At 61.8% G+C, this 26,149-nt stretch carries 24 protein-coding genes and 3 pseudogenes; 18 read left to right on the forward strand and 9 right to left on the reverse strand.

All coding sequences use genetic code 11. The features are described from left to right. Nucleotides 1-53: 53 nt before the first annotated feature. Nucleotides 54-551, reverse strand: coding sequence for a ferritin-like domain-containing protein (locus RT456_RS01615; RefSeq protein WP_313341612.1), 498 nt, complete (start codon nucleotides 549-551; stop codon nucleotides 54-56). Nucleotides 552-912: 361 nt separating this feature from the next. On the opposite strand from RT456_RS01615, the gene RT456_RS01620 reads away from it, so the two are divergent. The 4 genes from RT456_RS01620 (at nucleotide 913) to RT456_RS01635 (ending at nucleotide 4,760) form a co-directional block, all read left to right on the forward strand. Continuing rightward, a complete protein-coding gene (locus RT456_RS01620; protein WP_313341615.1) occupies nucleotides 913-1,644 on the forward strand; it encodes a hypothetical protein in 732 nt (243 codons plus the stop codon). A 264-nt stretch (nucleotides 1,645-1,908) separates the two neighbouring features. Then, nucleotides 1,909-2,811: a hypothetical protein gene (locus tag RT456_RS01625; protein WP_313341617.1), complete on the forward strand. Its 903-nt coding sequence runs from the start codon at nucleotides 1,909-1,911 to the stop codon at nucleotides 2,809-2,811. 210 nt (nucleotides 2,812-3,021) lie between these two features. Then, entirely contained in the window at nucleotides 3,022-3,519 is a 498-nt protein-coding gene (locus tag RT456_RS01630) for a hypothetical protein (RefSeq protein WP_313341620.1), read from the forward strand. 311 nt (nucleotides 3,520-3,830) lie between these two features. After that, nucleotides 3,831-4,760, forward strand: a complete 930-nt coding sequence (locus tag RT456_RS01635) for a hypothetical protein (protein WP_313341622.1) — start codon at nucleotides 3,831-3,833, stop codon at nucleotides 4,758-4,760. Nucleotides 4,761-4,794: 34 nt separating this feature from the next. On the opposite strand, the gene RT456_RS01640 is transcribed toward RT456_RS01635, so the two are convergent. Continuing rightward, nucleotides 4,795-5,229: a hypothetical protein gene (locus RT456_RS01640; protein WP_313341625.1), complete on the reverse strand. Its 435-nt coding sequence runs from the start codon at nucleotides 5,227-5,229 to the stop codon at nucleotides 4,795-4,797. A 43-nt stretch (nucleotides 5,230-5,272) separates the two neighbouring features. On the opposite strand from RT456_RS01640, the pseudogene RT456_RS01645 reads away from it, so the two are divergent. The 3 genes and pseudogenes from RT456_RS01645 to RT456_RS01655 all read left to right on the forward strand — a co-directional run. Further along, nucleotides 5,273-5,569: pseudogene (locus tag RT456_RS01645) on the forward strand (DUF3526 domain-containing protein); the annotation flags it as partial. 319 nt (nucleotides 5,570-5,888) lie between these two features. Further along, nucleotides 5,889-6,443 carry a hypothetical protein gene (locus RT456_RS01650; protein ID WP_313341628.1) on the forward strand — a complete coding sequence of 185 codons (555 nt, stop codon included), beginning with the start codon at nucleotides 5,889-5,891 and terminating at the stop codon, nucleotides 6,441-6,443. A gap of 255 nt (nucleotides 6,444-6,698) precedes the next feature. Next, nucleotides 6,699-7,832 (forward strand): hypothetical protein, encoded by a 1,134-nt coding sequence (locus RT456_RS01655; RefSeq protein ID WP_313341913.1) that lies wholly within the window; start codon nucleotides 6,699-6,701, stop codon nucleotides 7,830-7,832. Between the two features lie 9 nt (nucleotides 7,833-7,841). Here the strand turns inward: RT456_RS01655 and RT456_RS01660 are convergent, their stop codons facing one another. Further along, nucleotides 7,842-8,408 carry a hypothetical protein gene (locus RT456_RS01660; RefSeq protein ID WP_313341631.1) on the reverse strand — a complete coding sequence of 189 codons (567 nt, stop codon included), beginning with the start codon at nucleotides 8,406-8,408 and terminating at the stop codon, nucleotides 7,842-7,844. Nucleotides 8,409-8,534: 126 nt separating this feature from the next. Here RT456_RS01660 and RT456_RS01665 point away from each other — a divergent pair, with 126 nt between their 5' ends. From RT456_RS01665 to RT456_RS01685, 5 genes are all read left to right on the forward strand, one after another. After that, on the forward strand, nucleotides 8,535-9,743 hold the full coding sequence (locus RT456_RS01665) for a serine hydrolase domain-containing protein (protein WP_313341633.1): 1,209 nt from the start codon (nucleotides 8,535-8,537) through the stop codon (nucleotides 9,741-9,743). Nucleotides 9,744-10,231: 488 nt separating this feature from the next. After that, a complete protein-coding gene (locus RT456_RS01670; protein WP_312734987.1) occupies nucleotides 10,232-10,762 on the forward strand; it encodes a hypothetical protein in 531 nt (176 codons plus the stop codon). Nucleotides 10,763-10,877: 115 nt separating this feature from the next. After that, the gene (locus RT456_RS01675; RefSeq protein WP_313341636.1) at nucleotides 10,878-12,683 is read left to right on the forward strand and encodes a Mu transposase C-terminal domain-containing protein; all 1,806 of its coding nucleotides are present in this window, start codon (nucleotides 10,878-10,880) and stop codon (nucleotides 12,681-12,683) included. Between the two features lie 11 nt (nucleotides 12,684-12,694). After that, entirely contained in the window at nucleotides 12,695-13,705 is a 1,011-nt protein-coding gene (locus RT456_RS01680; RefSeq protein ID WP_312734980.1) for an ATP-binding protein, read from the forward strand. After that, nucleotides 13,702-15,141 (forward strand): hypothetical protein, encoded by a 1,440-nt coding sequence (locus tag RT456_RS01685; protein ID WP_312734977.1) that lies wholly within the window; start codon nucleotides 13,702-13,704, stop codon nucleotides 15,139-15,141. Before RT456_RS01680 ends, RT456_RS01685 begins: the two co-directional genes overlap by 4 nt. A gap of 82 nt (nucleotides 15,142-15,223) precedes the next feature. On the opposite strand, the pseudogene RT456_RS01690 reads toward RT456_RS01685, so the two are convergent. From RT456_RS01690 to RT456_RS01700, 3 genes and pseudogenes are all read right to left on the reverse strand, one after another. Further along, nucleotides 15,224-15,403: pseudogene (locus tag RT456_RS01690) on the reverse strand (hypothetical protein); the annotation flags it as partial. Beyond that, a pseudogene (locus RT456_RS01695) lies at nucleotides 15,376-16,383 on the reverse strand (site-specific integrase); the annotation flags it as partial. The pseudogenes RT456_RS01690 and RT456_RS01695, both read right to left, overlap by 28 nt. Beyond that, nucleotides 16,380-16,793 (reverse strand): helix-turn-helix domain-containing protein, encoded by a 414-nt coding sequence (locus tag RT456_RS01700; RefSeq protein ID WP_017160757.1) that lies wholly within the window; start codon nucleotides 16,791-16,793, stop codon nucleotides 16,380-16,382. The pseudogene RT456_RS01695 and the gene RT456_RS01700, both read right to left, overlap by 4 nt. A gap of 104 nt (nucleotides 16,794-16,897) precedes the next feature. Here RT456_RS01700 and RT456_RS01705 point away from each other — a divergent pair, with 104 nt between their 5' ends. From RT456_RS01705 to RT456_RS01730, 6 genes are all read left to right on the forward strand, one after another. Further along, complete coding sequence (locus RT456_RS01705) at nucleotides 16,898-17,515, forward strand: cation transporter (RefSeq protein WP_313341644.1); 618 nt, start codon at nucleotides 16,898-16,900, stop codon at nucleotides 17,513-17,515. After that, nucleotides 17,512-17,868 carry a hypothetical protein gene (locus RT456_RS01710; RefSeq protein WP_312734972.1) on the forward strand — a complete coding sequence of 119 codons (357 nt, stop codon included), beginning with the start codon at nucleotides 17,512-17,514 and terminating at the stop codon, nucleotides 17,866-17,868. Before RT456_RS01705 ends, RT456_RS01710 begins: the two co-directional genes overlap by 4 nt. A gap of 83 nt (nucleotides 17,869-17,951) precedes the next feature. Continuing rightward, nucleotides 17,952-19,229 (forward strand): TolC family protein, encoded by a 1,278-nt coding sequence (locus RT456_RS01715; protein WP_312735473.1) that lies wholly within the window; start codon nucleotides 17,952-17,954, stop codon nucleotides 19,227-19,229. Beyond that, the gene (locus RT456_RS01720; RefSeq protein ID WP_312734971.1) at nucleotides 19,226-20,176 is read left to right on the forward strand and encodes an efflux RND transporter periplasmic adaptor subunit; all 951 of its coding nucleotides are present in this window, start codon (nucleotides 19,226-19,228) and stop codon (nucleotides 20,174-20,176) included. The genes RT456_RS01715 and RT456_RS01720 overlap by 4 nt, the downstream gene beginning before the upstream one ends. Before the next feature lie 8 nt (nucleotides 20,177-20,184). Beyond that, on the forward strand, nucleotides 20,185-23,382 hold the full coding sequence (locus RT456_RS01725) for a CusA/CzcA family heavy metal efflux RND transporter (protein WP_312734970.1): 3,198 nt from the start codon (nucleotides 20,185-20,187) through the stop codon (nucleotides 23,380-23,382). Next, nucleotides 23,379-23,657, forward strand: coding sequence for a hypothetical protein (locus RT456_RS01730; RefSeq protein ID WP_312734966.1), 279 nt, complete (start codon nucleotides 23,379-23,381; stop codon nucleotides 23,655-23,657). The genes RT456_RS01725 and RT456_RS01730 overlap by 4 nt, the downstream gene beginning before the upstream one ends. A gap of 32 nt (nucleotides 23,658-23,689) precedes the next feature. Here RT456_RS01730 and RT456_RS01735 read toward each other — a convergent pair whose 3' ends face one another. From RT456_RS01735 to arsC, 3 genes are read right to left on the reverse strand one after another with little or no spacing between them, the layout of a single operon-like run. Further along, nucleotides 23,690-24,994 (reverse strand): arsenic transporter, encoded by a 1,305-nt coding sequence (locus RT456_RS01735; protein WP_312734963.1) that lies wholly within the window; start codon nucleotides 24,992-24,994, stop codon nucleotides 23,690-23,692. A gap of 18 nt (nucleotides 24,995-25,012) precedes the next feature. Beyond that, on the reverse strand, nucleotides 25,013-25,738 hold the full coding sequence (gene arsH, locus RT456_RS01740) for an arsenical resistance protein ArsH (protein WP_057681756.1): 726 nt from the start codon (nucleotides 25,736-25,738) through the stop codon (nucleotides 25,013-25,015). Next, nucleotides 25,735-26,148, reverse strand: a complete 414-nt coding sequence (arsC, locus tag RT456_RS01745) for an arsenate reductase (glutaredoxin) (RefSeq protein ID WP_312734958.1) — start codon at nucleotides 26,146-26,148, stop codon at nucleotides 25,735-25,737. The genes arsH and arsC overlap by 4 nt, the downstream gene beginning before the upstream one ends. Nucleotide 26,149 lies beyond the last annotated feature (1 nt).

Below are 26,149 nucleotides of genomic sequence, written 5' to 3' on the forward strand. Positions count from 1 at the left end.
CCGGATTACCGGCTGGATCAGGACGCTTTCTGGTCGCGTTCCATGGTCCTACCTCACGCCGCCTGGGCTGCCTTGGCATTTCCACCGGACTTGGCCAGGAGCGTCAATTTCTCATCGGTTGCCTTCTCTTCGTCCAAGGTCGCAAGAAGAAGGGGGAGCGCGTCCTTGTATCCGAGCTGCTTGGCGAGCGCTGCGATGGTGCCATAGGAGGCGATCTCGTAGTGCTCCACCTTCTGGGCGCCGCCGATCAGCGCAGCGTCGCGCACCGGGCCCTTCTCAACCGAATCAATAACTTCTTTGCCTTCCTCAACCAGCCCTTCCATCGCGGCACACTTGATGCGCTTGAGCCGGATGCCCAGCACTTCAACGACCTGATCGATGCGCTCGATCTGCCCCTGCGTCTCTTCCAGGTGGGTCTCAAAAGCCGCCGCGAGATCCGGGCTTTCTGCGGCTCGGGCTAAGCGGGGCAGGGCTTTGGTCAGCTGCTTTTCAGCGCTGTAAATGTCGGACAGCTCGTGAACGAACAGCTCTTCAAGCGTTTTGATGGCCATCTATGGGTCCTCTGCTGGGGTGAGCCAATACCTTGCCGCCGGCGTCGCCGAAGATGCGTGAAGGGAGGCCCTTAAGCGTTGAGAATTTCTTAACCAAGCCACCTTGATTGCAATCGCCGCAGGTGAACGCGCGGCCCGGAGCGACGCCGGGCGGTCTCTAAATCATTCAGGCTCAGCCAAGGCCTCTTGCCGGCACGGCATGCCGCGTTGCGGCGCCAACGCTGCCCCCCCAGTAAATCCGCGAATCACCGGAAACGAAGAGGGTCTCCCCCGAAGTGACTGCCCGAGCTAAACTGGCTTTCAGGCAGCTCCTGCCGGAGCCCATGCAGCATCGCCAGCCGTCACCAAGGGAGTACCCGCAATGGATATGCAGGTTGCAAGTAGTGTCCGCCCGCTCAGCTGCGAGACCCAGCCTACGCTGACGTTTTCGTGGCTGTACGAGCAGGTGCAGGCCTACACCTCCACCACCATCTACCCCAAAGCATCGCAGCTGGAGCGTTGGTCACTGTGGGTCGGCGTGGCAGCAACCGCCTTGGGGCTTAGCGTGGCTGCCTTGTCGACAAGCCTGGTACCGCCCCTCTGGGCGCTGAAGATACTAAAAATCTGCCTTGCCGTTGAGGTGGCTGGCTTTGTCCTTTCATTCGTACTCATGCTCAGCAGGGAGGGGCGCCAATACATCAACCCCCGACTGACGCATGCAATTGAAATGGATGCTGCGTTCCACCATTGGCAGATGCTGGTGGAACGATTGCGGGAGTACCCCAAGGTAGAGCGAGAGCGCCGGCTTCGGTTCGTAAAAGACCTGCGGGTCGGCATGATCGACCGCATGGGGCTGATGTACGGCGGGCTGCAGAAGCTTGGTCCGTTTCCTGTGCTTATTGCCCTGTATCTTCAATTTCGCAATTGGAAGTGGGGCGACTGGGCCGGTGCGTTTGATGTGAACCTGGTGGCCGGCACTTTGATCGCGGGGCTCGTGATGCTGTACCTGATGGGCTGGGTGCTGATCGGGATGCGGACGCGGCTGGATACCTATGCTTGCCTGCTGGAGGCTTCCTTGGAAGATGCGACGAATTCCGGTCCTTGTGCTGATTAGGGATGTTTATCGGGGCTAGGGCGGATGTCCGCTTCTGGCCGGAAGCGGACTGACGACAGGAGGAGCCTCGCTGCCGCTCTACCACCTGTTAGCAACCCAAAGTGGACAACAACCGTCGGATGCTGGCTATGAGTCACCTTGCTGCGTGACCTCAGCGTTCATAAGATAAAGTTCAACAAGTAGTTGGCCCGCTGCAAGGTACGTTGTGAGCAAATCTATAAAACACACCCTAATAGATAGTTAGGCCACAGATGGAGCATGCTCGTGACTCAAACAGTTGAAGCTTCAGAATTTATCGAAGAGGATTTCATTGGTGCAATCGAAAGAGAGCTTGAGAAGAACGTCTATTCGCGCTGGATGACGATATCCCGGATCTCCCAGTCCGCGGAGAGGGTACTGGGATACGACGGAGTTCTGACGTCAGCTCTTCCATTTTATATTCAGTTCAAGCGCTCGACTCTCTACCGTGAGGAATATTCTGGGAAGCTTTCCAGCGATCGTAAAGCGGTATTTGGGTTGGAGCACTATTTTTACGGTTTCGAGCTTCATAAGGACTCAAAGACCGGACTATTTGAGCAGCACAACGCGCTGCACGCCCTCTCCGCAAATTTTCCATGCGCTTACATCGCCCCGCTATTCCACCGAAGCAAGCAACTCTCCGGCTACAAGACCCGTAAGCACAACCGCTCTTATCCATGGCGCTACCACGAAGGCGTGATCCATGACGGACCCGCCGGGACTGTCTACAGGGCACGTATGTTCGATATGACTGCAGCGATCAGCCCTCATAAGAACCTTCCGAGTGCGGACCCAGCACATCACTACACCTACAACAGAGAATTGGACGTTTGCTTCCACAGCGTACCCGAGCCATTGGGGCCTAGAGGAGGCTCGTTTGGACGTTTTTTGGGAGGCGTCATAAGCTCGTTCGAGCAGCGCGACTTCGCGCCTCCTCATTTCGACGAGTTGATCAGCCTTGTTGCACGCCTTTATCCTGCGGAGGCACGCGAATCGCTGAGCAGAGTTGTTCGTCTTCACGCCCCAACCGCAGAGTCATGGCAGTCCATATACGAGCTTCCAAAGTATGTCCAGCTCGCGGTAATCGAAGATCTACTCTGGCAGGATTTTGGTGTTCGTCAGTATGTAGCTCACACATCTGCGGCCTAAAGATCCATTCAAGTCCATGTCGTTTCGCGGCACGGCTAAGTTCAAACGTTGGCTAACGTCCGCTCCTGGCGGAAAGCAGACGTGCCGCCACCAGGCAACGGGACATAGAGTGTTAGCGTCCGCTCTCGACCCAAAGCAGACATCGGGCACCGTTGCGAAAGCCACCGGCACACCGATATGCTGTCATTCAGATCATGGGACGGGGCTGGGATGTCGAACTCAACGGGCGAGAAGGTAAACAATGCGCGAGTTCTTGCCTTGCTGGCGTTGGCACTTGCCACCCCCCAGGCATCTGCAGAGTGCGGCCAGCTTCTCGGCACTTGGCAGTCAGATCACGAAAGGACGATGACCTTCAATCGAACATACTCCAAGCTGGAGGAGCGTCAGGACCGTTTTCTCGCTGCGATCATTGGTCACATGACCATGGAATTCAGCGCCGATGAGTTGCTTCTGCGAATGCCGGACACCCAGGTCACCGTGGGCGGGGAGATCAAACCATTTTTCGGCTTTGAGCACAATAAGCCTTACAAGATCCTGCACTGCGACTCTCGTTCCGTTGTGATCGAGTCGCCGGAACCGGTGACAGGCGAGAATAGCGTGACAACGTACTTCTTCGTCGGCCACGACGAGATGTGGGCGTACATAGGAACGAACAGTACGCGTGTTCCCGATTTGCACTTTCGCGAGTACTTCCGGCGTACCAGATAGGTTGCGTTGGGGTGCCGCATAACGACCGCTCCTGCCCGATAGCGGACATGGGCCTTCCGCGCGGATATGCAGGCCCATGTGGCTTACCTGGACCGCATTCGCGGCTAACACGAAAGGCTGCGCCAGTTCTTCTACGGTTACCTGTTCACGGACACGCCGTTCGTCAAGAGCGACTACGGGTCCATCCCCCCGTTTGAGCCTGGGGAGTGAACCCAGCCTTGGCCCCCACCCACCGGCAACGGGGTTGTGCGTCGCGCCCGGCACGACGACCATGGCGCTGGACAATACCGGGTTCAGACCAGGCGAACAGCATGAGCAATGATGGACACAGCACCCAAGGTCGCCGGGACACGGACCTGTATTTCACCCATGTCATCTCCGGCGCACCCAACGTCGCACTGCTCTTGGGCCACCTGTACCTGGAGGGCCACGAGCCCAGCATCACCCGGGTGATGCTGATACGCGACGGCACGTTCTACTTTGTCTACGATCTTCCCGATATCACGTACGGCGCAGCGTTGCTGTCGGCCACGGAGGAGCAGCCGCTCGCCTTCGCCATGCTGGGCAGGCGCGGTCTGCTGCGGATCAACCCGACCGGCCAAGCACCGCAGGATGAAACGCTGCCCTTGCCCAATGCATACGTGTTGCACCTGCAGCAGATCGCAGGGGAGTTGTATGCGTGCGGCACGCAGCAACAAGTACACCATCGCAGCGCCGAAGGATGGGTTCGGATGGATGATGGTTGCCACGCGCCATTGGTGGACCAGGTCACCTGTGGTTTCAACGCGATGGATGGCTTCGGCGCAAACGACATCTATGCCGCGGGCGAGGGCGGTGCACTTTGGCATTGGGATGGCCGGCAGTGGCAGTCGCTAACTCCACCTACCAAGTCGACCATTCGTGTGGTGCACTGCATGCCCGATGGCAGCGTGGTGCTGGCCGGGGATGCGGGCACGGTGTTCCGAGGCAACCGAGCGGACGGCTGGCGTGAGCTCACTTTGCCGGCATTGGCGCATCTCAGCATCGAACATGCCTGCCTGTTCCAGGACACGCTCTACCTGTGCGCGCAGCGGGCGTTGTTGGCGTTGTCAGGCAGCACGGTGGAAAGGGTGGTCGTGCCCGTGGAAGGACATCCGGCCTACTACAGCGCATCCGCCACCGCGGGAGCAATGTGGACTGTGGGCGATGACGCGATCCTGCGCTTCGATGGAACCCATTGGGAGCGCTTCAGCTGCCAATGAGTTCATGACTCTCCATGCTCAGCCGCTGGTCCCATTAGATGACGCGAATGGAGTCAAGCGCGAGCACGTAGCGACCATCGACCTTGGTCATGTCGAAGCGGGCTGTGCTGTCGGTCGGCTCACCGTCGTACTGCACGTTGACGGTCACCCAATCATGTTCAACGATCCGGCTGCTGTCGTCCGCCTGGATCCGCCAGGCCAGCGCCAGCTCCGGGGCGTCGCCAAGCGAGGTGATATGACTCAACCACGGGCCTTCAAAGCTGGGGTCAGGCAGTTCGGCCACCCAGTCTTCCAGATCATCCCACAGCCAGCGCAGATGGTGCTCCAAGGTTTCAGCCTCGCTGCGCCCACTGAATGCCTTGATCGATGCGGAAGACGGTACCTGGCCAAGATTCAAGCGAAGCTCGTCGAAGAACAGGGAGATTGCCTGCTGTACTTCAGTGAGCGGTGGCGGGGTCTGCCATGACATGTTGACTGAGCTCCTTGTTGGTAGAGCAGAGTTTAACCTTTCCGCCAAGGTGGCAATCGAGCGCGCAATCCCGGTAGAGCAGGGGGCCACCATCGCGCGTGCGCAGCGCGAGGCGGTGAACGGCGCCTGGGATATTCCCCGCGACCGTACCATGTAGCAGTTCTATGCCAGCCATCCGCAATGGCGTGATTCGGCGCCGCTTGGCGATGCTTTCCACTACAAGTGGGATCTGGCCTTCCATCAAAACCGTGATGACCAGGTTGCGCCGTTGGTGGCCGCGTACCGACATGGCATCGGACGCCGCAATGCTGCCGCCGCCGCAGTGGGATGGGTGCTGCCTTGGGTTCGTGAAGAGCGACTATGATCGGATACCCCCGTTCGAGCCAGCGGAGTGAAGCCAGGCTTCCCACAGGGGATACAATTCCCCTCAATCATGATCCAGGATGGAGTACAGCCCTATGCATTTCACTGCAGCAGCCAGTTCGCTTGTCGTTCTACTGTCCATGGCGTCTGCCGTTCCGGTCTCTGCGGGGGAACGTGACATATTCGGCATCACAATAGGGGCACCACTAGCGCTGCCCGCTTGCCAGATATCCTTGCCCGCTCCAGCTGCCCGCAGAAGCAACAAAGGGTTGGGGGCCAGGGCGTTCAACGAGCTGATGAGCCCGCCGCCGGAGCCGCTGAAGGCCACCCCACCGGCAACAGGGTTGTGCGTCGCGCCCGGCACGACAAACATGGCCGTCGGCAATACCGAGTTCGGGGCAGGGGAGTACGGGTACCTGGTCTTCGCCACGGGTGAGTTTCCGGCGTGGGTGGCACCGATCGGCATGTCGATGGGCGCGGGCGCAGGTGACGCTTTTTCTCTGGAGGGTGCAGGCGGCCTGGTTCTGCTGCGCAACGGGCGTGTGATCGCCTTGCGCTTCAACACCACGGGGTTCGAGGCGCAGCCGCGCGTGATGGAGCTGCTCAAGCGCAAGTTCGGCCCGCCCAGTGCGCAGAAAGCGGTGAGCTGGAACAACGATCTGGGCGGCAGCCGCGAATCGATTTCCGCGCAATGGCGCAAGCCTGATTTCTTTGCGGATTATTCTTCGGTCGTGCAATCGCAGGCCATGCGAGCACAAGGGCTTTCTGGCGGGATCGGGCTCCTCAACATCGGTAATGATGTGGGGCAGCAAGTGCTGCAGCCTGCTGCAAGCAAGGAAGCGGAGTTCTAGGTCGCGCTTGACCGCGCAACGCCTGTCGCACAGTCTAGTGCTGGGGTTTTCCGCAAGCTTGAAGCGGGGCCGGGGGTTGCCAGAGCCATTGCCGATGCTTAGCATCGGTGCAGCACGATCGACCCGGAAGCGCCTGGTTGCGGCAGAAGCTCCAAAGGTTGCTTAGCGTACGTGCGCGGTAGAGCGCGAGTTGGTAAAACGGACAAGGAAGCGCTCATGGCACGACCAATCACAAAATTCGCAATCGGCGCGGGCATCATGGCTTTCGCGGCGCAAGTCGGGGCCAGCGAGCTTCTGATCGATATGCAGGGTGCAGCCGGAAAGCGTGTCAATGTCTACGCCAATGACGCGGCTACCGACCGCACGCCGGTCGATGATGTCACGAATCCTGGCCCAAACCGGATCCGTCAGATTGATGTGACAATGGTCTATGAAGCGATCGACCAACCCCTATGGTTGGAATATCAACTCCAGTTCAAATGCCCCAAGCCGAGTCAGCGCGGCCGTGGCGCGCCCAAGCACAAGGCTGATTCAACCGGCATGTTGGACACGCCGGATTCCGTGGAATTCCGGGTGGCCAGCGGCACGAAGTCCATGAAACAGGATCCGGCGATCATTGATCTCCAGCCCACCGATTGGCAAAGTACGAGCAGCCATACGATGCGACAGGCATGGAATGTAGCCTGCAACAGTGACAGCATTATCGGCGCCAAAGAAGCTGCGTCGGTCAATCGTGTGGTTCAGGCCGACACATTGCGACCGAAACTGGCAGCCCTTGGTTTGAATGGACTGGAACTGGTCCCGGACGGACTGTCGATGAGTTCGCTTGCCGACTTTACCTGGGAAAAGCTGTGGTCCGATGTACCGAAGCCTGCGATCAACAACGGCCGCAAGCTGACCCCAGCAGAATCGGCAGCGCACAAGGCAAAATTGGCGCAAATGCAGCAACAAGTAGCCGAAGCACAGGGGAGGGTGCAGGGCAGTCTGGAGACGATGAAGACCGATCTGGATTTTACTCAGGCCGCCGCTGAATACCGGGCAAAAAGGCGTTTATCGCGCAGTGAATCGATCCTGATTCCGGTGTGGGTGGGCAAGACCGAGCAAGAGGTCGTCGCCTCGAACGGCAACCCAGCTGTCCGTCAGGTCGGCATCGCGCGGACGCTGTCTTATGGGCAGTCCTTTGACAATCGCGTCATGTGGCAGAACCTCGCAACCGGCGCGACGTATGGCGGCGGCGGATATAAAAGCTGCAACGTCCGCTATGTACTGATCCCGGACAGCGCCGGGATGCTGAGGGTTGCCGATGTGAATGTCTTCAGTGAAGCAAGTGGCGACACTAGAAAGATAAGTGACGCCTGCGCCGACATCTTGAACATGCCAAACGGCTGAAATCACGGCCTATTTTTGAGTCGCGCTCATGCAAGCCGAAAGCTGGCGATACGCCAGCTGCAGCTGGACAACCTTTGAGCGGAACACCTCTTTCCCCTGAAACTGGATAGCGAGCTCATTACTGTCCGGCTTTTCCTTCACCGATTTCCGCACGTCGATGGTGAGCAACAACGCCCCACTGCTCTGGCCCGGCATGCTCACATGGGCGGCCTGGACGTTCTGCGTGGGGTGGTTGGTAGATGACAACGTGATGGGAACGATCTCGGTCTTTGTCACCGGAGGGATCGCCTGGCTGATGAACCAAAGGCCGCCATGACCCTTTCGCGCCATTTCAGCGTCGGCGGGGCCACGAAGCGAAAAGGTGGAATCTGGCGAGATGAAATTAACCGAGCAGTGGTAACCGGTGTTGACGGATTCGCGCACCAGCACCCAATTGCCCTCAACCCCCTTGTAGAAGGATTCGCTGAACATCGGCTTTCCCGGATCCGCGCCGCCGAGCAACTCAGGGGCGATTTGAGCAGCGCAGGGGCTGGTCCATGCCATGGTGACTACTACGCCGATCAGCCAATTCTTCATCTAAAATCGCTCTCCATTCGTGGGACCTTGACGTACGGTTTCGTGCAATTCCTGTCCTGGCCCTATCCAGGCGGCTACGGGCCATAGCTTAGCCTTCCAGGATGGCAGTGTAACGCTCTGCACGCCATGTACTTCTGCGAAGACTCTATCTCCGACCTTGCCGGTAAAATCCGCTTGGCGGTGGGATCCTACCTGGACGCAGCAACCACATTACGGACACAGAGCAACCCGATGCTGTCGAAACTTATTGCCGCAACGGCGCTGTGCCAGGCGGCCGCAAGCCCGGCCGAACTTCCTGTCACCCAGCTTCAGGCGATTGACCGCTATGTCGCGTCTGAAATGGCTCGGCAGCAGATCCCTGGCTTGACGCTCGGCGTCTATCGCCATGGGCACGCCGTGCTCTTGAAGGGGTATGGACTTGCGAACATCGAGCACGACGTGCCGGCCACCCCGGATACCGTGATGCAGTCTGGCTCGATTGGAAAAACGTTCACCGCAACCCTGGTGATGATGCTTGTGGAGCAGGGCAGGCTTCGCCTGGATGACAGCATCCGCTCACATGTGGCCGGACTGCCTGAGACGTGGCAGGCGATCACCATCGGCCAGCTGCTCTCGCACACGTCGGGCATTGCCGATTATGACGGCGACGAGTTGACCGGCCGCGACGGGCCGTTCGACGTGCGCCGGGACTTTACGGAAGCGGAACTGGTGCAGAAGGTTTCCCAGCTGCCCGTTGAGGCGTCTCCAGGAGAAACGTGGAGCTACCGCAACGCAAATTACCTCCTTCTTGGCGCCGTCATCCGCAGCATCACCGGGAAATTCCACGGCGACATCCTGGCGGAGGACATTTTCGGCCGTCTCGGCATGACCGCATCCCGGGTGATATCCGACCAGGAGATCGTCCCCCATCGGGCCGCAGGGTACGAACGCAGGGAAGGGACCCTGTACAACCAGGCATGGGTATCGCCCACCTTCAATTCCACGGCGGACGGCACCCTGTACCTGACCGTGCGGGATCTGGAGCACTGGGATCGCGCCTTGTGCAGCGCCTCCGTTCTGGCTCCCGCTACGTTGGCGCAGATGTGGACACCGTATCCGGTCGACGGCGTGGTTCCCGAGGGAGGCTACGGTCTGGGCTGGTTTGTCCGCAACCACCCATCGGGTCCCATCGTGGAGCATGACGGCGCATGGCAGGGGTTTACGTCGTACTTCGGCAGATACCTGGGAACGGGCGTCTCGGTTGCTGTATTCACGAATCTCCATGCCGATCACAGTCGCCCTGATCAGATCGGCCAGGGGGTCGCAGGATTGGTGGACGCGCGCCTGGTGGATTGACGGACCACGTATGTGTGCAACCTGAGATCATCCAGTTTTCAGTAGTTTAGCCAGCGCGCATGCCTACTGCTAACAAGCTGAATACGGTGCCACATTAAGGTAAATCTGCAACAACTTCTGAAACAGCACGTATTTCTGCAATTTGCTCAGTCAACTGGTCAGTTCTTGCACGGATCCGGTTGCACCGCCCCCATTGCAGGAGTAGGTTCCTGACCATGGCCTCCGGAGCCGCGCTGTGCATCGCAAACGGAAATCGCGCAGAGCTCCAGCTAGCAACTCGGCCACCAACACGCCTGCGGTCGCATTTGTGCAGGCAAAGAGCCAAGCATGCTGGGTGATACGCCAGGAGAGAGAGGATGAGCCTCGTTACGAAGGCTAGGCAACGCCGTCTCGGCATACGCCAAGCGCGGTCTAGCAACTCAGCAAACCTCTGGGTACTTCAGTCGCCCACAGCAGAGTCACCGGTGACACTGAGCGGCGACCTGCGGATGAAACTCTTCTATTACTGCGAGGGCGATCCGACGATCCTCAGCACTGAGTATAAGGAGCGGGCATTAGAGATACCTGATGGGGTAGACACGGTCGTCGCCGACGCAATGGTTACGTTGGTTGATAGATCGGTGAAGGCCTTTGCGATCGACGATGGCTCGATGCGATCCAAGGAAAACGTGGACGCACTGAGCGTCGTGTGCCGCGATTCGCTCGTTGTGATTAGCACACGCGACTTTTGCCGATTCGCGATGAGGATACGTAACTGGCAATTCGCTATCTCGGCTTACCATCGCAGCCGCGGCTCAGACCTTGGCCCGGTTGCACAACAAATTGAGGCCGTTGTCCGACGGCGCGGCAAGACCACTCTCGGCGAGGTGATGCGCAGCCAAGGACCGATTCATCCCGCTGTGGTAATCGGTGCCACCGTCCTTGCTTTGCGCAACCGCGTCATAAGCTCCGACATGGACGCCAACCCATGGTCCTCGCATACCAAGCTCCTGAGGGCTCGGCATGACTTCGGCCGTTAGATTTAACCGCAGGACACTTCCTGCGGAACTTGCCGACTACGGGGCGTGGCCCGCGTTCGACGCGAGTCAATTGAGCGCAGCAGAGTTGGCGTTGTATGAGCGGAGGATGCATGGCTTGATCGCCTATCTGAACGGGGATTCGACTTCCTCGATCGCATCATCCTACGGACTTCAAACAAGCGAGGTACTTCGATACCTCAACAGATGCGTAGCCGTAATGGATGATGGCCGCGTAGCAGGCTGGACGGGCTTGGCAAAGGGATTTCGAACAGGCAAACCTATTCGAGTGAAGCCGGTATGTGCTATGCCACGGCAGTCATTAGGGGGCTACACGGGGGCACTGTCGGCGCTGTTCACTCGGCAGCCGGATGTCCAAGCGGGACTGGATAAGTACCTCGCGACTGGGATTGATCCGGATGGCCGGAAGCGAGGAAGAGCTACCAAGCTGACTGCTCATGAAATCTTCCTGCAGCTATGTACCACCTCTGGCATTAGTCGACAGGCCTGGCCGTTCTGCGTGAACCGCAAAGGGAGGAACTGCATCGGCAAGTACGTGGAGGATTTCTTTACCCAGAGACACGAGAAGATTGCCTTGCTGCAGTACGGCGAGGAATGCAGGCAAAGATCAAAACGACCAGGCCGTTGGCCAGAGAGTCCCGAGGCTGTAGCACCATTTGAGATCGTTGAAGCTGACGAGCACACGTCAGACATCATCTTCGCAGTAGGGGTCAACACTCCCAAGGGCACCAAGTATGTGCCCTGCTACCGCATGACCCTCATCGTAGTAGTGGACAGGTTCACGAGCTACATTCTTGGCTGGGCTGTCGTGGTGCGCCGACAGATTACCACCGCTGATTTCCTTGGGTGCATGGGCAACGCTGTCGCTGGGCAGTGCCTGTCTGAGGAGATTGTGCGTGCGCTACATGTTTCGATTGGGAATCAAGCTGATGACCCAGAATTCCGCGCCGGATTCGTAAGCGTCTTCGTTGATAACGCGCTCGCGCACCTTTCCGACTCCGTTGGTGACAGGGTGCGTTCGGAGACGGGGGCCGCCGTCTCTTGGGGCGGCATCAAGCGACCGGAGCGTCGAGCGGTGGTCGAGCGGGTCTTTGGGTGGATTGAGCAGGAAGTGTTTCACCAATCACCTTCGACAACGGGGAACAGTCCGGTAGACACCAGGCGAAACAAGCCCGAATCGCAGGCCGTAAAGCACAAGGTTACCCTTGAACAACTCATGCGGGAGACCGCTGCCGCCGTGGATCGTTGGAACCTCAATGGTACCGAAGCAAACTATGGGGGTAGCCCTGCGGCGCAAATGCTTGAGTACTACGCAACAGGCTCTGGCTGTCTCGCCCCGCTAGCTCCGGCCCGATCAGCCCTGTCACCGCCGCTGAGGATCGAGGTGAGCTCAGCTCCGGTGCGCGGCAGTCGCGCAAAGGGTAGATCACCGTGCATCTGCTATGCCAGCGTAGAGTACAGCTCGCCAGTTTTGGCAGCTCGCTGGGATCTCATTGGTCGCAGAGTACAGATTCATGCAGACCCGTACGACGTATCCCGCGTTCGCGCCTACACGGAAGACGGGATGGAACTAGGCGAACTGGTGCCGCTGTCTTCCCGCTGGCGTTTTCCGCACTCTCTCGAGATGCGACGATTACTCAAGTCCAACATTCAGAACGGGCATGATGATCCGTACGTGAACCCGACAGGTCAGGCGCTCGGAAAGCTTGCCCAGCAAGCCCTCGACGCCTGTTCGAGTGCTCCACGGTCCACCCGCGCAGCAACCGTAGTCGCTGAGGAGGCCCGGAAGGGATATACAGCTGAGCCACTGAGCGAGCGAAAGCCCAAACGCCCCGACACGAAAACCTTGGCGGCGCGCGTTCGAGCTGGGCGGGATATCGACTTTACCGTCATCGCAAAATGATGAGGCCACGCATGAACCCTCAGGACAGCATCGCGGCGATCCGAGCCACCTACCCATCGCTGCGGGATAGGCACCCACTTCTTATGGCAGCAGCTGTACTGCCTACCGCGCCCGTAAAGGAAGTCGCCCGCCTGGTGTTCGACAGAGCGCAACGCTTCCGCTCCTCGATCGCCTTCTGGGCGCACCCATTGTGCGGGAAATCGTCCTGCATTTATGCTCTAGAGAAGCTGGCCCCCGCCCAGTTTCCCGGATCTGCATTCGTGGTCTACGAGCCGTCATCCAAGGAGGTCGCCGCGGAAGGCGCATTGATCGAGGATCTTCTATCTATCATCGACTACGAGCCTCGGGTGCATCGCTCACTTGCAGGAAAGCGCGATCAATTGCTTCGAGCACTCTACGCCATGTCCGTCTCTGGACGTCATCTTTTCCTGGTTATTGACGAAGCCCAAAACCTGCACGTCAAAGATCTCGGATGGCTGAAGCGCGTTGTCAACTGGCTGAATGTTCATGAGATAAAGGTCACGGTGGTTCTTTTCGGCCAGAGTCAACTATGCACAATGCATCAGCGGTTTATGGCCGAGATGCCGGACCTGACGATCAGATTCATGGCGGAGTTGATCGAGTTTAGAAGCCTGCAGGATGCTGCTGATCTCCGCGTCGTTCTCAAGTCGTGCGACGAGGAGACCGAATACCCCCGCGGGTCTGGGTGGTCATACACGCAATATTTGTGGCCGTGTGCCCATGCCAATGGCTTCCGCTTGGCGAACTGTGCATCAGAGTTGTACGAAGCGTTTCGGGCTCAATCAGCTGGAATGGTCGACCATGAAGGCATAAGCATGCAATGGGTAGCCGAGGCGCTGATGCTGGTCGGCCAGGAGAACGAAGGTGCTGACGCCGAAGCCCTGAGGATTCCACGGGTCACGTGGGAGCGAGCTATTCTGGACTCAGGCTACCGGAGCAGAACGCCACCAGCGCTAGCGGCTACAGCAACCGGCAGGGCAAGGGCATCAAGGCGGTCATGATCGCCTGGAGCCGCTTGCTGATCGACGACCATTGCTCCTCCTGGACAATCGTCCAGTTGTTGGAGTGGTTCAACGTCAGCGATATCCAATGGAGTAGGTTAAGCCAGTCGTGGAGATTCAACCTTGGGGAGACAGCCGTATTCCTTTCTGAGCAGATTCTCACCGTCCAGGCACCCGATGATCTTTGTGCCTTCATTCTAGACGTCAATTCAGCACTGGGAGAACGCTGTCGATGGCTGGAGGACGAGCCTCTCCGCTATTGCCCCACTTGCATTCAATCAGGCATGCACTATCGCTATCAGCAGGATAAGCGATTCCGCCACTGCATCCTCCACCGCCGAAAGCTGAAGACTGGCTGCCCTCGCTGTGGAATCGCTCTGGATACAAAGGGGAGGGAGGTGCATGGATTCGTCTGCAAATCCTGCGGCGCATCGCCACTAAGGCGCGAAATTCCCGGCGCGATCGAAACTCCTAGAAGGCAATCGGAGGCTCGGGTTCTAGACGAACTTGAGAAATGGGAGGCTGCGGCGAATGCGGCTACATATGACTACCAAAAAGCTGGAACGGGCGAGGGCTCGCCATTCATCGACGCCCAAGGACGTAGCACGGATGCAAGCCTGTATTGGTATGCGCTTGTGAGAATCCCAAGCAAACGCATTGAAGCCGCGCTTTCGCAACGCCCTCACTCCTTCAAGCTGTTTCCAACCACACATCTGTCGCCACTGCCACATTATTTGCATGACCCCGAACAACCCGATCCCATTGATCCGTACCGGAAACTACTCAGATGCATCGCACGTCGGCTGCGTCGAACCCATCTAAAGGGACATGCTGCGTGCAGAATTCATGCTACCCGGTCGGTGGGGATCAGTGATCGCCGCATTCATCGCGTCGTGAAACTACAACCGCATCTTTGCTGTCTTGCACAGGCGTATGCGGTGTGGCTAATGCAGCGGCGTATCGAACTTCGTGAGATTGAAGATCAGTTGTTCCAAGGCTTCTACTTATCTCATACGGCACCGATGCTATGCCCAAGCTTAAGAGAGGCTGCACTTAGCTATTTGAGCTCTTTCGAGGAGTGGGTGCAGACCCTTGCGCAACTGCAGTCCTCGGTTAGGCGTTCCAACAAAAACGCCGTGCATTGTGATGGGATCAGCAATCTGCCGCATTGGTCCCTGTTTCAGCGTGGTGCATCTCGAAGCTGCCCGGTGCACCTTCGTATAGACGGCCTCCGCGATTTGGGACGTTGCGACAAGGGGCGCGTATTGCGGGACGAGCGGGACATGATCGTTGCGCTAGGTCTGCGCAGACACCTATTGTTGAACAAGCTTAGCGCGCGGCGCAAACAAGCCCGAGTCGGCGAAAAAATCCAACCAGACGTGTCCTCACGCAGCCGGCGAGTATTGATGCGCGAGGTTGAAGTCCCAATAAACTGAATTGCGGGGTCGGGCGGCCTAGGCGTTGCTTCCGGATCCGCTCGGGCACTTCGGCCAACACCGTGAAGTAACCCAGGCGCTAGAAGAGCTTGAGATGAATCAGTACCGCCAGCTGCGGTCTCGGCTGGGTGGCCAGCTGTTTGGCGAATGCAATCTCAGCGGCGGTGGGGGTATAGACCTCCTCCAGTTCGTTGGCGGTGGGATCAGGCTTCAGTCGCCGGTAGGCGGTCTCGTCATGCGCATGCGCAGCTGCAGGGCCGATTTGTCCTCGGGCGCCGGCAGCGCCATCGCCGGTACCGCGGTTGGACTGGGCAGGCTTGCTTCAATGCGGTCCCGGGCAAAGGGGTCACGCCCGTCCAGATAGCGCATGGCCGACTGCACATCGCGCCAGCCCACGTACTCCATCAGCGCCTTCATGTCCCAGCCTTGGTCGTTGGCCCAGCTGGCAAAGCCGCGGCGCAACGAATGGCTGCTGTGGAGCCCCGCATCGGCAAAGCCGGCACTGGTCAGCAACTCGCGTAGCAGGCGCACCAAGCTGTTGGGATGCAGGCCCTCGGCGCTCACCTGGCCCCATTGGTTGACCGCCCGAAACACCGGCCCTTCGTGCAGGTCGGCCGCCTGCAGCCACACCTGGGTCGCCTCCACCGGGCACAACCGCGACAGCGCCGGCACCTTGTAGGTGACGCCGGCGGCCTGGCGGTCGCCCTTGCTGCGCGGCAGGAAACAGGTCATCCCCTGTCCCGGCACCATCGTGAGATGGGCCACGTCCAGACGCAGCAGTTCATCGCCACGGAAGCCCCGCCAGAATCCGAGCAGCACCAACGCTCGGTCGCGTTGATGGCGCAGCGCCGCCGCTCCGTCGCCCCGGGCATGCGCCGCCGCGATCGCGGCAGCCAACCAGTCATCGAGCTCGACCAGCCGCCGAATCTGCAGCGGCGCGGCTTGCTTGACCTGGCCCGGGTGCAGGGTCTGGATGCCTTTGAGCACCTTGCGCACCAGCGGCGACCGGGTCGGGTCGACAAAGCCGTGGTCGCGGTGCCAAGAGGCAATGGCGGCCAGCCGGTGGCGAAGCGTGCTGGCGGCTAGGGTCTGCGCATACGCGGCCAGGTACCGCGCCACGCTGTCCGGTGTCGCTGGGAGGTGGCCTTGCCATTCAACCTCGAAGTGCCGCAGCGCCGACGCATAGCTGCGCACCGTGTTCTGGCGCGTGGCCGCATCGAGGTAGCGGTCCAGTTCGGTCACTGGCGCGTGGCCTCCACAGCGACCGGCTGCCGCAGGGTCGACAGGATGGTGCATTCAGCCCGCTGACCGCCGTGGCAACTGGCAATCACCCGTTCCAACTCGCTGGCCATGCGCTGCAGGTCGGCCATGCGCGCCCGCACGTCGGTCAGATGGCTGCGTGCCAGCCGGTCCACGTCCCCGCACGAAAGCTCCTCATCGCCGGCCAGCTGCAGCAGGCTGCGGACCTCCTCCAGGCTGAAGCCCAGGTCCCGGCCGCGGGCAATGAAGCGCAGCCGCTCGATGTCGGCCGGGCCATAGACCCGGTAGCCATTGCCCGAGCGCCCCGGGCGCGGCAGCAGGCCGATCCGCTCGTAATAGCGGATCGTCTCCAAGTGGCATCCACTGGCGTCGGCAGCCTCACTGATTTTCATTCGTAGTACGCTTGACTCCGTAGTAGCTACGGACTTTACCCTCACCGGCTGTGTCATGCCAGCGTCCCGCCGGGCCCGGCTTCCTTGCGAATGGAGATGTTCCGATGAGTGATTGTGGCTGCCACCACGAGGCCAAGAATGCGCAGGAGCGGCGCGTCCTCTGGATCGCCTTAGCATTGAACGCGGCGATGGCCGTGATCGGCGGCATCGCCGGCTGGATTGCCCATTCCACTGGCCTACTGGCCGACGCTCTGGACATGCTGTCCGATGCCACCGCCTATGCCATTGGCCTGGTCGCTATCGGGCGCACGGCGCGCTTCAAGGCCAATGCCGCGTGGGTCAGCGGCAGCGTGCTGCTTGTGCTGGGTGTGGGCGTGTTGGTCGAGGTCGGCCGCCGCGTAATGTTCGGTGCCGAGCCGGTCAGCGGCTGGATGATTGGTACCGCCCTGCTGTCGCTGGTGGTCAACGTGACGGTGCTGCGCATGCTGGCTCCGCTGAAGTCCGGCGAAGTGCATCTGCGGGCGACCTGGTTGTTCACCCGCGCCGATGTGGTGGCCAATGTTGGGGTGATCCTGGCCGGCCTGTTGGTGTGGTGGTTGGCTAGCCCGTACCCGGATTTCGTGATCGGCGCCCTGATCGGTCTGTATGTGATCAAGGAAGCTTTCGAGATCCTGGGTGATGCCCGCCGGGCACGTGCCGACGCGAGCAAGACCCCCGCATGATCGCCATTGGCCGGCTGCGGACGGGCCTCCGCTGGCTGCTGCTGGCGCAGCTGGCGGTAGGTTTGCTAGTCCAGCCGGTCTTGGGTCTGGCGAGCGAACTGCACGTTCACATCCATCCGACCATTGCCGCCCATGGGCCGGCAGTGGTCGCACCAGCACCTGAGCGTGGCATCGGCGCCGCCTTGCACCGGCTTCACCAGCTGGCGCTGTGCTGCAGCCAAGCCGCACAGCCCCCTGAGATCCTGCTGTCCGTTGCGGACATCGGCCGGTATCTGCCGGTGATGCACGCCAACACGCGCCCCTATCCGCACGAGCACCCGGTCGCGCCGTTCCGGCCTCCGATCGCAGGGTGATGTCCGCCGGCAGCACCGGCTCAGCGACCTGCGGTGCGTGGTGGCGGTCGCTTGTTGATATCGAAACCCTTCGGAGTACTCCCATGTATGTGCGATTGGCGGCCTTGGCCGCGTGGCTGCTGCTGACTGCGGCGACAACGCCGGTGGCAGCGGCCGAGTTGATGACCTTGGACGACGCGTTCGCGCGTGTGGCCCAAAGCCACCCCGAGCTGCGCCTGGTCGATGCCCGGGCCACCGTGCTCGCTGCCGAGCGCGACCAGGCGGTGCAGCGCCCACCGTGGACGCTCGGTGCCGAGATCGAAAATGCGTTGGGCACTGGCGCGGCCCGCGGTCTGGACAACGCCGAGTTGACCTTGAGCCTGAGCTCGGTGCTGGAGCGCGGCGGCAAGCTCGACGCGCGCCGGACCTTGGCCCAAAGCCGAATTGACGCGCTGGCCGTGCAGCGCGAGACCGGGCGGCTGGACTTGCTTGCCGAGACGGCGCAGCGCTATTTGGCCGTTGTCGGTGCTGACCGGCAACGCGGCCTGGCGGAGATGGATGTTGGCCAGCGCCAGCGCACCGTGGCCGCCGCCCGGCAGCGCCTGCAGGCCGGGGCTTCGCCCGAATCGGTGCTGCTCACCGCACAGGCAGCGCTGGCGCGGGCCGAGCTGACCCGTGATCGGGCCGAGCAACAGCGACTGGCCGCCCGTCAGCATCTGGCCGCGCTGTGGGGCGAGCGTACTCCCAACTTTGAGGTGGCCCCGGCCGATCCGATGGCCCTGCCGGCGATCGCCTCCATGCAGACGCTGGCCGAGGAGCTGGAGCGGACTCCGGAACTTGCGCAATTTGCCGATTCCCGCCGGATCGCGCAGGCGCGACTCCAACTGGCGCGTTCGGCGGCCTCACCGGATCTGTCCTGGCAGCTGGGTGTGCGCCGACTGCAGGAGACCGACGACACCGCGCTGGTGGCCAGCGTGTCCATGCCACTGGGCAGCCGCAGCCGCGCACAGCCAGAGATCCGCGCCGGCGAAGCCGAGCTGGAGGTCCTGACGATCGAGCGCGAGGCCAAGGGTCTGTCGCTGTATTCCACGCTGGTCGAGGCCCATGGCCGCTACATCGTGGCACAGGCAGAGGTAGCGCGCCTGCACAGCGACGTGTTGCCGAAGCTGGCCCGAGCCGAGCAGGCCGCTGAGCGTGCCTATCACGCCGGGGCGATCAGTTACCTGGAATGGGCACAGTTGCAGTCCGAACGCACGGCCATGGCCCAGCAGCAGCTGGACGTGGCCTTGGATGCGCAGCGTGCCCTGATCGAAATTCAACGACTGACCGGCCAGGCGCTTGTAACGCCGCCGCCGGCCGCTTCATTTGGAGATAACCCATGAGCCGTTTTTCCTGGACCGCACTGGGCATGACCCTGTTGCTGACCGCCTGCAATGCGTCGGCTCCCAACGAAGCCACTGAGGGCGCCGCCGCCGCTGAGGGCGAAGAGCACGGCGAGCACGAGGAAGCGCCGCTGGAAACCAAGATTGCCGCCAAGGCGGCGCAGGCGGCGGGTATCCAGGTCGCGCCGGCAGGACCTGGTGAGATTGCTGACGAGCATGAGGTGCAAGGTCTGCTCACCCCGATCGATGGGCGCATCGCGCAGGTCACTGCACGCTTCCCCGGACCGGTCCGCTCTGTGCGAGCCGGCGTGGGTGATCAGGTGCGTGCCGGCCAGGCCCTGGCCACCGTGGAGAGCAACCTGAGCCTGACCACCTATACCGTCACCGCGCCGATCAGCGGCGTGGTGATGGCGCGTACGGCCGCCGTGGGCATGGCGGCGGCTGAGGGCGCGCCACTGTTCGAGGTCGCCGACCTGTCCACCCTGTGGGTGGACCTGCACATCTTCGGGGCCGACGTCCAGCACATCGGTGCCGGCGTGCCGGTGACAGTCACCCGCTTGAGCGATGGCGTCACGGCGCAGACCACCTTGGAGCGCGTCCTGCCCGGCACCGCCACCGCCAGCCAAAGCACCATTGCGCGCGCCACCGTGGCCAACACCGATGGCCTGTGGCGGCCGGGTTCGGCGGTCAAGGCGCGGGTCACCGTGGATCGCCAATCGGCGGCGTTGGTGGTGCCGATCACCGCGTTGCAGACCGCAGAAGATCAGGACGTGGTCTACGTGCAGCAGGGAGAGACCTACCACACCCGGTCGGTCAAGCTGGGGCGCCGCGACGCTGAGCGCGCCGAAGTGCTGGAAGGGCTCAAGGCCGGTGAACAGGTGGTGGTGGCCCAGAGCTTCCTGATCAAGGCCGACATCGAAAAATCCACCGTCGAAGAAGACCATTGAGGCCCGCCATGCTCGAACGCCTCATTGGGCTGTCCATCCGCCATCGCTGGCTGACGCTGGTGCTCACCGCTGCGCTGGTTGCGCTGGGCGTGTGGAGCTACCGTCACCTCTCAATCGACGCCACGCCGGACATCACCAACGTCCAGGTCCAGATCAACACCCAGGCCCCGGGTTACTCACCGCTGGAGGCCGAGCAACGGGTCACCTTTGCCATCGAAACGGCCATGGCCGGCCTGCCCAAGCTGGACTACAGCCGCTCACTGTCACGCTACGGGCTCTCCCAAGTCACTGTCGTGTTCAAGGACGGCACCGACCTGTACTTTGCCCGCCAGCAGGTCGCCGAGCGCCTGCAGCAGATCGCCAGCCAACTGCCCGAAGGGTTGGACCCGGAAATGGGGCCTATCTCCACCGGACTGGGCGAGATCTTCATGTACACCGTGGAGGCCGAGCACAACGCTCGCAAGCCCGACGGCACCCCGTACACGGCCACGGATCTGCGCACCCTGCAGGACTGGGTGATCCGGCCGCAGCTGCGCACCACGCCCGGCGTCACCGAGGTCAACACAATCGGCGGCTTTGAGCGGCAGATCCACATCACCCCCGACCCGGCCCAGTTGGTGGCGCTGGGCTTCACGTTAAACGACGTGGTCGCCGCGGTCATGCGCAATAACCAGAACATCGGCGCCGGCTACATCGAGCGCAACGGCCAGCAGTTCCTGGTGCGCGTGCCCGGCCAGCTGGCCAATCTGGAGGCGATCGGCAACATCGTGCTGGACCGGCGCGATGGCGTGCCCATTCGGGTGCGCGATGTGGCCAGCGTCGGGGAAGGTAAGGAGCTGCGCACGGGCGCGGCCACCCAGAACGGCCATGAGGTCGTGGTCGGCACCGCCTTCATGCTGTTCGGCGCCAACAGCCGGGAGGTCTCCCAAGCGGCTGCGGCCAAGCTGGACGCCGCCAACGCCAGCTTGCCCCCGGGCGTGCATGCCAAGGCCGTGTATGACCGCACCGCGCTGGTGGACCGCACGATCAGCACGGTGTCCAAGAACCTGATCGAGGGCGCGCTGCTGGTGGTGGTGGTGCTGTTCCTGCTGCTTGGCAATGTGCGCGCTTCGCTGATCACCGCCGCAGTGATTCCGCTGGCCATGCTGTTCACCATCATCGGCATGGTCCGTGGCGGCGTATCGGGCAACCTGATGAGTCTGGGTGCGCTGGACTTCGGCCTGATCGTGGACGGGGCGGTGATCATCATCGAGAACTGTCTGCGCCGGTTCGGGGAGGCGCAGCACGCGCTGGGCCGCCAGCTCAACGATGAAGAGCGCTATGACCTGACCGCCTCGGCCACCGCCGAGGTGATCCGTCCCAGCCTGTTTGGCCTGGGCATCATCGCGGCGGTCTACCTGCCGATCTTCGCGCTGTCAGGGGTGGAAGGAAAAATGTTCCACCCGATGGCGATCACGGTGGTGCTCGCCCTGACCGGCGCCATGGTGTTGTCGCTGACCTTCGTGCCGGCGGCGATCGCCACCTTCCTGCGCGGCCGCGTGGCTGAGCACGACAACCGCCTGATGCGCTGGTCGCGCGCTCGCTACACGCCACTGCTGGATTGGGCGCTGCGGCGCCGGGTCGTGGTGCTGGCAGGCGCGGCCGTGCTGGTGGTGGGCTGTGGCGTGCTGGCCACCCGTTTAGGCTCGGAGTTCGTGCCGAGCCTGGATGAGGGCGACATCACCTTGCAGCCCATGCGTATTCCCGGCACCAGCCTGGAGCAGTCGGTGGCTATGCAGGAAACGCTGGAGAAGCGCCTGGCCCAGTTCCCGGAGGTGGCCAACATCTTCTCCAAGATCGGCACCGCCGAGGTGGCCACCGACCCGATGCCGCCGTCGATGGCCGACACCTTCCTGATGCTCAAGCCCCGCGACCAGTGGCCCGATCCGCGCAAGCCCAAGGCCGAGCTGGTGGAAGAGCTGGAGGCGGCGGCCAAGGAAATTCCGGGCAGCAACTACGAGTTCACCCAGCCGATCCAGATGCGCACCAACGAGTTGATCTCCGGCGTCCGTTCGGACGTGGCGGTCAAGGTCTACGGCGACAACCTGGACCAGTTGACGCGCCTGGCCAGCCGGGTCGAGCGGGTCATGCGCAGCGTCCCCGGCGCCGAGGACGTCAAGGCCGAGCAGGTCACCGGCCTGCCGCTGCTGACCATCACGCCAGATCCAGCGGCATTGGCACGGTATGGCCTGAACCCGGGCGATGTGCAGGAAACGGTGGCCACCGCCATTGGGGGCAGTGTCGCCGGCCAGTTGATCGAAGGCGACCGTCGCTTCGACCTGGTGGTGCGCCTGCCCGAATCGCAGCGCCAAGACCCCGCCGTGCTGGCAGATCTGCCCATTCCGCTGCCGGCAAACACCAGTATCGACGAGTCCAGCCGCCTGGCCACCGGCGCCAATGGTGGTCCTCGTACGGTGCCGCTGCGGGAAGTGGCGAAGATCCAGGTGGAGCGCGGGCCCAATCAGATCAATCGCGAGAACGGCAAGCGGCGCGTGGTGATCACCGCCAACGTGCGCGAGCGCGATCTGGGCGGGTTCGTCGGCGAGTTGCGCACACGCATCAGCCAGGATGTCAGGCTTCCAGAGGGCTACTGGATCGACTACGGCGGCACCTTCGAGCAGCTGATCTCGGCGACCCAACGCTTGGGGGTGGTGGTTCCGGTGACACTCGCGTTGATCTTCGCGCTGCTGTTCATGGCCTTCGGCTCGGCCAAGGATGCTGCCATCGTGTTCAGTGGCGTACCACTGGCGCTGACGGGCGGAGTGCTCGCTCTGGCTCTGCGCGGGATTCCGCTGTCGATCTCTGCCGGCGTGGGCTTCATCGCCCTGTCGGGCGTGGCTGTGCTCAACGGGCTGGTCATGATTGCCTTCATCCGCCGCCTGCGCGAACAGGGCGATCCGCTGGACGACGCTGTGCGGGACGGCGCCCTTGGCCGCCTGCGGCCGGTGCTGATGACCGCCCTGGTGGCCTCGCTCGGGTTCCTGCCCATGGCCTTGAATGTCGGTGCCGGCTCGGAGGTGCAGCGGCCGCTGGCCACCGTCGTCATCGGCGGCATCGTGTCATCCACCGCATTGACCTTGCTGGTGCTGCCGGTGCTTTATCGTTGGCTGCATCGCGACCGAGCTCCCCGCGCCGGTGGCACTGCCATGGAGTCGTCGACACCATGAACGAGATCAATTTGGAACAGGTCCGTGCGGCGATGTTTACCGACCCCGGTGTGAAGGCGGTGGACGATCTACGTCTGGTCCCCGGCAAAGAACCTGGCCGCGCGATCGCGGCCACCATCACTGTCGCTGCGCCCTCGGTCGACCTGGACCTGGTGCATGCCGTGACCGCGCGGGTGCTGGCCGACCAGTTCGGCATCGATCAGGTCATGCTGTGCTTCAACGACCCGGGCCCGGTGCCGCCGCCCCCCACCGCGGCACCCTTGAAGAAGATGTAATCCGCTGCCGGCGAACCTGTGCGCCGACAACGTCATTGAGCGAGCGGCAGCCAGATCCAGAGGGCGACAAGCGTGGCCAACAGGACCGGGGGCGTGAGGATCAGCCCTACCTTCATGTACTGCCCCCACGTTATCCGTTGGCCCTTGCCGGCAAGGACGTGCAGCCACAGCAGGGTCGCGAGCGACCCAATCGGAGTGAGCTTGGGGCCAAGGTCGTTGCCCACGACGTTGGCATACATCATCAATTCGCGGGTGGCGGCCGGAAGATTGGCCCCATCGATGGCAAGCGCACCCACCAGCGTCGCCGGCATGTTGTTCATGATCGAAGCGAGGCCCGCCACTGCGAAGCCGGTACCGATCGTGGCCACAAAGGTTCCCTGCGCCGCCAGCCACTCAAGCACCGCACTTGCCGCCTTTGTCAGCCAGGCGTTGCCAAGCCCATAAACCACCAGATACATGCCAACCGAGAACAGCACGATCTGCCAGGGCGCACCGCGCAGAATCTTGGTCAGGGCCATGGTGGCGCCTCGGCCGCCTGTCGCCCAGCGACCCGCAATTGCCATCAGCACCAGCGCAGCCACACCCGTCACCAAGGCGATCGGGACGCCCAGCGGCCCGGTCACGAAGTAGGCAACGAGCAGTGATGCGAGCAGGGGCAAGGCGGCGCGGAAGACCGCCTTGTCGCGGATCGCTTGATGCGGCGCTTCAAGATCGTGGACCGGGTAGGTGCGAGGAATGTCGCGGCGGAACCAGAGCCATAGGACGATCAGCGTGGCGCCGACCGATACCAGATTCACCGGCACCATGACCGTTGCGTAGCGCCCGAACGAGACGTCAAAGAAGTTCGCGGTGACGATGTTGACCAAGTTCGAGACAACGAGCGGCAGGCTGGCCGTATCAGCGATGAAACCGCAGGCCACAGTAAACGCGAGCGCACTCGCGGGCGGGAAGTTCAAGCGCAACAGAATGGCAAGGACAATCGGCGTCAGCAGGAGAGCCGCGCCATCGTTGGCGAACACTGCCGCGATCGCAGCGCCCAGCAAGACAATCAGCGGAAAGAGTTTCCGACCACTGCCGCCGCCCCAGCGGGCCACGTGCAACGCCGCCCATGCGAAGAAGCCGGCCGCGTCGAGGATGAGCGAGATGATGATGAGTGCGACGAAGGTGAACGTCGCATCCCAGACAATCCCCCACACCGTGGCGACGTCACCCCACCCGACGACGCCGGTGGCCAATGCTACAGCGGCGCCGGCCAGTGCCGACCAACCGATACCGAACCCGCGCGGCTGCCAGATGACGAATATAAGAGTGACGATGAAAATCGCGAGGGCAAGCATGCAGCGCTCCGACAGGGGTTAGATGGAGCGCTGATTCACGCGCTTGGACAGTTCTTCGGCGCTCTCAACACGTTCGGAATAGCGATCGGTCAGGTACGCTGAGCGACCACGCACCAGCCAGGTGAACTTCACCAACTCCTCGCATACGTCAGCAACGCGCTGATAGTACGCAGACGGCTTCATGCGCCCGGCCTCATCAAATTCCTGGAAGGCCTTGGCCACTGAGGACTGGTTCGGGATGGTGACCATGCGCATCCAACGGCCGAGTACGCGCAGCTGGTTTACTGCGTTGAAGCTCTGCGAGCCACCAGACACCTGCATCACCGCCAAGGTTTTGCCTTGTGTCGGGCGCTTGGCCCCGTCGGCCAGAGGAATCCAGTCGATCTGCGCCTTCATGATCCCGGTCATGGCGCCGTGGCGTTCGGGGCTGACCCAGACCATGCCTTCGGACCAGTACGCGAGTTCGCGCAGCTCACTCACCTTCGGATGATCCGGGGTGGCTCCGTCAGGCAGTGGTAAGTCGTGCGGATCGAAGATCCGCACGTCGCAGCCGTACCAGCGCAAGAGTCGGCCGGCTTCTTCTGCCAGAAGCCGGGAATAAGAGCGTTCCCGCAGCGAGCCATAGAGGATGAGGATCCGCGGTGGGTGCCTTGGGTCGCCGGGCCCAGCTAGTGCGTCAACGTCGATCGGTGCAAGTTGTGCTGCGTCGATGCTCGGCAGATCTACGGCAATGCGATCAATCACGTCGACGCCCCGGCTGCGGTCACGATTTCGCCGTCTTCCTTGGTGAAGGAGGACACCGGCTTGTCCAGCAGCGCGAGCACCTTTTCGGACGGTCGGCACAGGGCCGCGCCCCGGCCGGAAACGACGATGGGACGGTTGATCAGGATCGGATGCGCCATCATCGCGTCCACCAGTTGCTCGTTGGTGAGCGCGGGATTGTCCAAGCCCAGCTCCGCATACGGTGTTCCCTTCTGGCGCAGGAGCTCACGAGGGGACATGCCCATCGCGGCGAGCAGCTCGACCAGCTTCTCGCGCGTGGGCGGCGCCTGCAGGTACTCGATGACCACCGGGTCTTCACCTGACTGGCGCATCATTTCCAAGGTATTCCGAGACGTGCCGCAGGCCGGGTTATGGTAGATCGTCAGCGTCATG

The organism is Stenotrophomonas sp., assembly GCF_032099025.1.
Classification (GTDB): domain Bacteria; phylum Pseudomonadota; class Gammaproteobacteria; order Xanthomonadales; family Xanthomonadaceae; genus Stenotrophomonas.

Bases quoted from the DNA above. Each gene is read 5' to 3' on its own strand.
- RT456_RS01615 (WP_313341612.1), bottom strand. From the start codon at position 551: ATGGCCATCAAAACGCTTGAAGAGCTGTTCGTTCACGAGCTGTCCGAC.
- RT456_RS01620 (WP_313341615.1), top strand. From the start codon at position 913: ATGGATATGCAGGTTGCAAGTAGTGTCCGCCCGCTCAGCTGCGAGACC.
- RT456_RS01630 (WP_313341620.1), top strand. From the start codon at position 3,022: ATGTCGAACTCAACGGGCGAGAAGGTAAACAATGCGCGAGTTCTTGCC.
- RT456_RS01635 (WP_313341622.1), top strand. From the start codon at position 3,831: ATGAGCAATGATGGACACAGCACCCAAGGTCGCCGGGACACGGACCTG.
- RT456_RS01640 (WP_313341625.1), bottom strand. From the start codon at position 5,229: ATGTCATGGCAGACCCCGCCACCGCTCACTGAAGTACAGCAGGCAATC.
- RT456_RS01650 (WP_313341628.1), top strand. From the start codon at position 5,889: ATGAGCCCGCCGCCGGAGCCGCTGAAGGCCACCCCACCGGCAACAGGG.
- RT456_RS01660 (WP_313341631.1), bottom strand. From the start codon at position 8,408: ATGAAGAATTGGCTGATCGGCGTAGTAGTCACCATGGCATGGACCAGC.
- RT456_RS01665 (WP_313341633.1), top strand. From the start codon at position 8,535: ATGTACTTCTGCGAAGACTCTATCTCCGACCTTGCCGGTAAAATCCGC.
- RT456_RS01670 (WP_312734987.1), top strand. From the start codon at position 10,232: ATGAAACTCTTCTATTACTGCGAGGGCGATCCGACGATCCTCAGCACT.
- RT456_RS01680 (WP_312734980.1), top strand. From the start codon at position 12,695: ATGAACCCTCAGGACAGCATCGCGGCGATCCGAGCCACCTACCCATCG.
- RT456_RS01685 (WP_312734977.1), top strand. From the start codon at position 13,702: ATGATCGCCTGGAGCCGCTTGCTGATCGACGACCATTGCTCCTCCTGG.
- RT456_RS01700 (WP_017160757.1), bottom strand. From the start codon at position 16,793: ATGAAAATCAGTGAGGCTGCCGACGCCAGTGGATGCCACTTGGAGACG.
- RT456_RS01705 (WP_313341644.1), top strand. From the start codon at position 16,898: ATGAGTGATTGTGGCTGCCACCACGAGGCCAAGAATGCGCAGGAGCGG.
- RT456_RS01710 (WP_312734972.1), top strand. From the start codon at position 17,512: ATGATCGCCATTGGCCGGCTGCGGACGGGCCTCCGCTGGCTGCTGCTG.
- RT456_RS01715 (WP_312735473.1), top strand. From the start codon at position 17,952: ATGTATGTGCGATTGGCGGCCTTGGCCGCGTGGCTGCTGCTGACTGCG.
- RT456_RS01720 (WP_312734971.1), top strand. From the start codon at position 19,226: ATGAGCCGTTTTTCCTGGACCGCACTGGGCATGACCCTGTTGCTGACC.
- RT456_RS01725 (WP_312734970.1), top strand. From the start codon at position 20,185: ATGCTCGAACGCCTCATTGGGCTGTCCATCCGCCATCGCTGGCTGACG.
- RT456_RS01730 (WP_312734966.1), top strand. From the start codon at position 23,379: ATGAACGAGATCAATTTGGAACAGGTCCGTGCGGCGATGTTTACCGAC.
- RT456_RS01735 (WP_312734963.1), bottom strand. From the start codon at position 24,994: ATGCTTGCCCTCGCGATTTTCATCGTCACTCTTATATTCGTCATCTGG.
- arsC (WP_312734958.1), bottom strand. From the start codon at position 26,148: ATGACGCTGACGATCTACCATAACCCGGCCTGCGGCACGTCTCGGAAT.